6 protein-coding genes are annotated in these 5,800 nt (G+C 66.9%); 4 read left to right on the forward strand and 2 right to left on the reverse strand.

Annotated features, from left to right (window positions below; genetic code table 11):
• Positions 1–160: 160 nt before the first annotated feature.
• On the reverse strand, positions 161–877 hold the full coding sequence (locus tag FHS87_RS22870; protein ID WP_075822067.1) for an IS6 family transposase: 717 nt from the start codon (positions 875–877) through the stop codon (positions 161–163).
• Positions 878–952: 75 nt separating this feature from the next.
• On the opposite strand from FHS87_RS22870, the gene FHS87_RS22875 reads away from it, so the two are divergent.
• Positions 953–1,171, forward strand: coding sequence for a hypothetical protein (locus tag FHS87_RS22875; RefSeq protein WP_184522125.1), 219 nt, complete (start codon positions 953–955; stop codon positions 1,169–1,171).
• A 47-nt stretch (positions 1,172–1,218) separates the two neighbouring features.
• Here the strand turns inward: FHS87_RS22875 and FHS87_RS22880 are convergent, their stop codons facing one another.
• Positions 1,219–3,615, reverse strand: coding sequence for a heavy metal translocating P-type ATPase (locus FHS87_RS22880; RefSeq protein WP_075822070.1), 2,397 nt, complete (start codon positions 3,613–3,615; stop codon positions 1,219–1,221).
• Between the two features lie 196 nt (positions 3,616–3,811).
• On the opposite strand from FHS87_RS22880, the gene cueR reads away from it, so the two are divergent.
• The 3 genes from cueR to FHS87_RS22895 all read left to right on the forward strand — a co-directional run bounded on the left by cueR (position 3,812) and on the right by FHS87_RS22895 (position 5,711).
• Positions 3,812–4,297 carry a Cu(I)-responsive transcriptional regulator gene (gene cueR / locus FHS87_RS22885; protein ID WP_083755441.1) on the forward strand — a complete coding sequence of 162 codons (486 nt, stop codon included), beginning with the start codon at positions 3,812–3,814 and terminating at the stop codon, positions 4,295–4,297.
• 161 nt (positions 4,298–4,458) lie between these two features.
• A complete protein-coding gene (locus FHS87_RS22890; RefSeq protein WP_312862079.1) occupies positions 4,459–4,761 on the forward strand; it encodes a DUF411 domain-containing protein in 303 nt (100 codons plus the stop codon).
• A gap of 773 nt (positions 4,762–5,534) precedes the next feature.
• Positions 5,535–5,711 carry a hypothetical protein gene (locus tag FHS87_RS22895; protein WP_216348612.1) on the forward strand — a complete coding sequence of 59 codons (177 nt, stop codon included), beginning with the start codon at positions 5,535–5,537 and terminating at the stop codon, positions 5,709–5,711.
• Positions 5,712–5,800: the final 89 nt, after the last annotated feature.

Below are 5,800 nucleotides of genomic sequence, written 5' to 3' on the forward strand. Positions count from 1 at the left end.
ACCCCGACTGCCGCCACTCCGCCTCCTGGGTATCGAGATCCACGGCGCCGTTGTTCTCGAGGATGTCCATGGCATGGTCCAGCATGCCCTCCTCGGCATCGTCAAGTTGCTGAGCTTGGGGCAAGCAAGTTGGCGGATCGCGGCAGTGGCCGAGCGACAATCAAGCCGCTGTAGCAACCCCGCTGATATCGGCCCACATCTCGAACGCACGCGCCCTTGCGGCTCGATGTTCAGTGGCGGTGACGTGGTCGCGGCGGAGATGGAAAAGGTTGGCGATTTGGTCGTGGGCAGAGAGGAAGCGCTGTGCCTGCCGCGCTGACTTGAAGCGCTTCATCTGCCGCTCTCGTCGTCGCGTCGGCTGGTGCGAGTTCTCCGCCCGGTTGTTCAGGCCCTTGTGCTGGCGGTGCTCGACACCGGGCATCACCTCCCGCTTGGCCGCCCCGTAGCTCGGGAGTTTGTCGGTGACCATGACGCGTGGCGCCCGGCACTGCCGCTTCAGCAGCTTGTGCAGCAGGCGTTTGGCGGCCCGCTTGTCGCGTCGGCTCTGCACCAACACGTCGAGCACCATCCCGGTCTGATCCACGGCACGCCAGAGCCAGTGTTTCACCCCGGCAATCTTGATGACGACCTCATCGAGGTGCCACTTGTCACCCGTTCGCGGCAGCCGCCGCCGGATCTGGTTGGCAAACTCCTGACCAAACTTGAGGGCCCACTGCCGGATGGCCTCGTGGCTGACCACGATGCCACGTGCCGCCAGCATTTCCTCGGCCATGCGAAGGCTGAGCGGAAAGCGAAAGTACAGCCACACTGCCTGGCTGATCACCTCGGCCGGGAAGCGATGGCCGGCATAGAGGGGCTTGGCGGCTGGCGAGCTCATTCCGGCTGCCTACCTGCCCGCGGTCAGCCCGCCAAGCTCGCTCAACTTGACGATGCCGGCACGAGCATGCAGGGCATGAACCACGCCAACATGCCCGGGATGAACCATGGGAACATGCAAGGCATGCAGGGTCACAACATGTCGGGCATGAGCATGCAGGACATGATGGCGCACTGTCGTCAGATGCAGGCAGACACCCGTGCCGGGCGTCAGCTCTCGCCGGACATGCAGGCCATGATGGAGCACTGCAACATGATGGGCGGCTCGTCCCGGGGACAGTCCCGCTCCCGCTGAGTGACAGCGTGGCGGCGCTTCGAGGCGCCGCCACGCCCTTCGACGGCCTACAGCCGCACCGTACGCAGCCGTAGGGCGTTGCCGATCACCGAGACCGAGCTCAGCGCCATGGCCAGGGCGGCCACGATCGGGCTCAGAAGGATCCCGAGGACGGGGTAGAGGACGCCCGCGGCGACAGGGACGCCGAGCGCGTTGTAGACGAAGGCGAGGAACAGGTTCTGCCGGATGTTGCGCATCGCGGCCCGGCTCAAGGTCCTGGCGCGCGCAATCCCGGCGAGGTCGCCCTTCACCAGTGTCACGCCGGCACTCTGCATCGCCACATCCGTGCCGGTGCCCATGGCGATGCCGACATCTGCCTCGGCCAGTGCGGGGGCATCGTTCACCCCATCGCCCGCCATGGCGACAACCTTCCCTTGCGCCCGTAGCTCGCGGACGATGCGGTGCTTATCCTCGGGAAGGACGTCACCCTGGAACTCGTCGATGCCGAGCCTTCGAGCCACGGCTCCGGCCGTTGTCTGGTTGTCGCCCGTCAGCATGACGATATGGATGCCGCTCTCCCGTAGGCTCTGCAGGGCAGCCGGGGTGGTCTGCTTGACCGGATCGGCCACGGCGATGACGCCGCCCGGCTTTCCGTCGAGGGCCAGGAAGAGTGCGGTGCCGCCCTCCCGGCGCAGCTCGTCCGCACGGGCAGTGAGGTCGCCCAGATCCACCCCGAGATCCTGCATCAGCCGCGCGTTCCCGAGCGCGACCTGGCGCCCGTTCACGGAGCCGGTCACGCCCTTGCCAGTGATTGAGGCGAAGTCTGCCGGCTCCGCGAAGGTCATGCCGCGCTCCCTGGCGGCCGCCACGACGGCGGCGGCCAGGGGGTGCTCGCTCGACCGCTCAAGGCTGGCTGCGAGGGGAAGAACCTCGGTCTCGGCCAGTCCCGGCGCCGGAACCACGGCCACCACCTTGGGCTTGCCCTCGGTCAGAGTGCCCGTCTTGTCCACGACCAGCGTATCGACCTTCTCCATGCGCTCGAGCGCCTCGGCCGACTTGATGAGCACACCGGCCCCCGCACCCTTCCCGACGCCGACCATGATGCTCATGGGCGTGGCCAGTCCGAGAGCGCAGGGGCAGGCGATGATGAGCACCGAGACGGCGGCAATCAGGCCGTGGGAGAGGGCTGGGGAAGGACCCCAGATGGCCCATGCGACGAAGGCCAGTACCGCGATGATGATGACCCCCGGGACGAAGTAGCCCGATACGGTGTCGGCCATCCTCTGGATGGGCGCCCGGCTGCGTTGCGCCTCGGCGACCATGGCCACGATGCGCGAGAGCATGGTGTCGGAGCCGACCTTGTCCGCCCGCATGACGAGGGCGCCGGTGCCGTTCACCGTGCCGCCGATGACCTTGGCCCCGGGCTGCTTCTCGACGGGCAGGGACTCACCCGTGACCATGGACTCGTCCACGGCCCCGCTCCCTTCCAGTACCTCGCCATCCACCGGGACACTCTCGCCCGGCCGCACACGCAGCCGGTCGCCGGCCTGAACCTCGGCCAGCGGGATCTCCTCGTCCTCGCCGTCCTCCCTGAGCCGTCGGGCGGTCTTGGGGGCCATGTTGAGTAGGGCCCGGATGGCACCGCCGGTTTGCTCGCGGGCACGGAGCTCCAGCACCTGGCCGAGAAGGACGAGGACGGTGATGACGGCGGCTGCCTCGAAGTAGACCGCGACGGTACCGTCCATCCCCCGGAAGCCCTCGGGGAAGGCCCCGGGCGCGAAGGTCGCGACCAGGCTATAGAGGTAGGCGGCGCCGGTCCCGAGCGCGATCAGGCTGAACATGTTCAGGCTACGGTTCACCACCGACTGCCAGCCACGGACGAAGAAGGGCCAGCCGGCCCAGAGGACGACCGGTGTGGCCAGCAGAAACTGGATCCAGACGGATGTCCTGGGCGGCACCAGGTGGTGCAGGCCGAGCCCGGGGATGTGGCCCCCCATCTCCAGGATCACCACGGGGAGGGTAAGGGCCAGCCCGATCCAGAACCGACGCGTCATGTCGGTCAGTTCGTGGCTCGGTTCGGCCTCCGCCGTGATCTCGAGAGGCTCAAGGGCCATGCCGCAGATCGGGCAGCTTCCTGGCCCCTCCTGCCGGATCTCCGGGTGCATCGGGCAGGTGTAGATGGCGCCCTTTCGCGGGACCGGTGCGGGGGCGGCTTTCTTCGGCTCCAGGTACCTTCCGGGATCGGCCTCGAACTTCGTCCGGCATCCGGCCGAGCAGAAGTGGAAGGTCGTCCCGGCATGTTCCAGCCGGTGCTTCGAGGTGGTCGGATCCACTTTCATCCCGCAGACGGGGTCGGTGACGAGGCCGGCATCGGCTGCCGCACCGTGAGCGTGGTGGTGATGGCCGTGGGCACAGCCAGGCCCGTGCTGATGCGAATGTCCGCCGGTGTTATGCTGACCGCTCATGCTTGCCACCCCAATTTCGGTCTCGTCGGACGAGGCCTCGTTCCTCAGGTGCCCTGCAAGGTGGTGTCTCCCATGGTGGGAAGGTCAAGCGCCGTCCCGTGGTGGGTGGGCGCCGATCGTCCTTGACCTTCCCACCATGGGAAACCTCAACCTCATGAGAACGGGCGAGGGCAGGCCCTCGAAAGAGGAGGTCCCGATGAACATCGGTCAGGCGGCGAGAGGGTCGGGCATCTCCACGAAGATGCTGCGGTACTATGAGAGCGTCGGGCTCCTTACCACCGTGCGGCGCACAGAGGCAGGCTATCGCGTCTATTCGCAGGATGATGTCGGAACTCTTCGATTTGTGCGGAGGGCGCGGGACCTTGGTATGCCGTTGGATCGCATCAAGCATCTCATCGGGCTCTGGCAGGATGAGGGCCGTTCGAGCGCCGACGTGAAGCGGGTCGCGACCGAGCATGTGGTGGAACTTCGAGCCCGGATCACCGAACTGACCCGGATGTGCGAGGCGCTGGAGCACATGGCAGACGCCTGCCATGGCGACCATCGCCCGGAATGCCCGATCCTCGAGGAACTCGCTGATGAGGGCCACTGTGCCCCGACGCCTCCTGAGGCCGCCCGCCGGAAGCATCGACAAGGCGCTGCGGGCAAGAGCCCGTTCGGCGCCCTTCAGGGAGTGGCGTGATGAGCAAGACAACTTCGGCCCTGGCTGCGCGGCGGTCTTTCCTCAGCTTGGGTCTGGCCGCAGCCCTGGCGCCACTCGGCTTGGCTCGGGCGGCGCGTGGCCCGACGATCGAAGTCTGGAAGGACGAGAACTGCGGCTGCTGCGGCGCTTGGGTCGAGCACATGCGGGCGGCCGGCTTTGAGGCGACGGTCCATGATGTCGCTGACCTACAGGCCATCAAGGCGGCCAACGGCGTCCCCGCCTCCCTCCAGTCCTGCCACACGGCCAGGGTAGGTGGTTACGTCGTGGAAGGGCACGTCCCCGCGGCCGACGTGCGTCGCCTGCTCGCGGAGCGACCGCGGGCCAGGGGTCTTGCCGTCCCGGGAATGCCGCCTTCCTCACCGGGCATGGACATTCCAGGTACCCCCTACGAGGTGGTTCTGTTCGGAACGTCCGGCAACGACAGGGTCTGGGCTCGGCACTAGAAGCCCTTCCGGGGAACGAGGCCGGCGTACCCCACTTCATTGGAAGCCGGGTGAGCCGGCCTGTTCCTGATCGGCTCTCCCTTCCAGGGAGTGCAAGGGATCCGTCCTGAAATATCTTGTCGCCGTGCGGGAAGCCTCTTGCAAAGCGCGGAACCTACCTTGGCTACACCGGCGAGCGCTGCTGGCCGATCAACCAAGGAGGTTCGAATGCCTGTGCACCAGTCCCGTATGTCGAAGACCCATGCGCTCCAGTTCGCGTGTCTGGCCTTGCGCGTCCGCTGCCTCGGAGGCGTTGCTGTTCTCGCGCTCGCCGCGGCGGTGACCTCGGGCGCTGCAACCGCGCAGCAGGCTGGATACGTCCACACGGCACCGACCGCACGTGCCCCTAAGGGCTTTACGGTCGATCAGGGAGCAGGGGTGCCCGGCCTGGCTGCTTTCCCGTCCGCTCCCCATCCGGCCGAGCCTCACCCGCATGGCCCGGAAAACCCCCAGGCCGGTGTTCCCGGGACCCATGACCCTTCCGGACTAGGAGACTGAACTACGGGTCGCGGCCGAAGGAGCGGGGCGGAGACAAGATCGCCCAGCTTGACGATGAGGTCATCCCCGACGTCCCCGGCGCGGATCTGCGGATCTGCGGAGCTGCCGTGCTGAACATCCTGATGGTCCTGGCGCTACTCCCGGTGGCCCTGAAGCGGGAAACGGCGGAATAGATGCCACCCTGACTTTGTACTCCGGCGATTGGCGGATCGATGTGCTCAGCCGAATATAGCGGCATGAGCACATCCACTGCCACTGAGGCCCGCCGCCTCCCCGCAGCCTTCGGTGGCGGCGCCGTCATTGGTGCCTTGGGCGGCCTCATCGGCCTGGGCGGCGCCGAATTCCGGCTTCCCCTCCTGATCGGCCTGTTCCGCTTCCCCGGGCTGGAGGCCGTTATTCTAAATAAGTGTTGATTTGCACTGAGAGCTGACCCTGTAGGAGCCGAAGTTTTCGCCGAGAAATGACCCGTGTCTGTTCACCTCCCCGGCCGGATGGTCGGGGT

Source organism: Muricoccus pecuniae, from assembly GCF_014199205.1.
GTDB lineage: Bacteria > Pseudomonadota > Alphaproteobacteria > Acetobacterales > Acetobacteraceae > Roseomonas > Roseomonas pecuniae.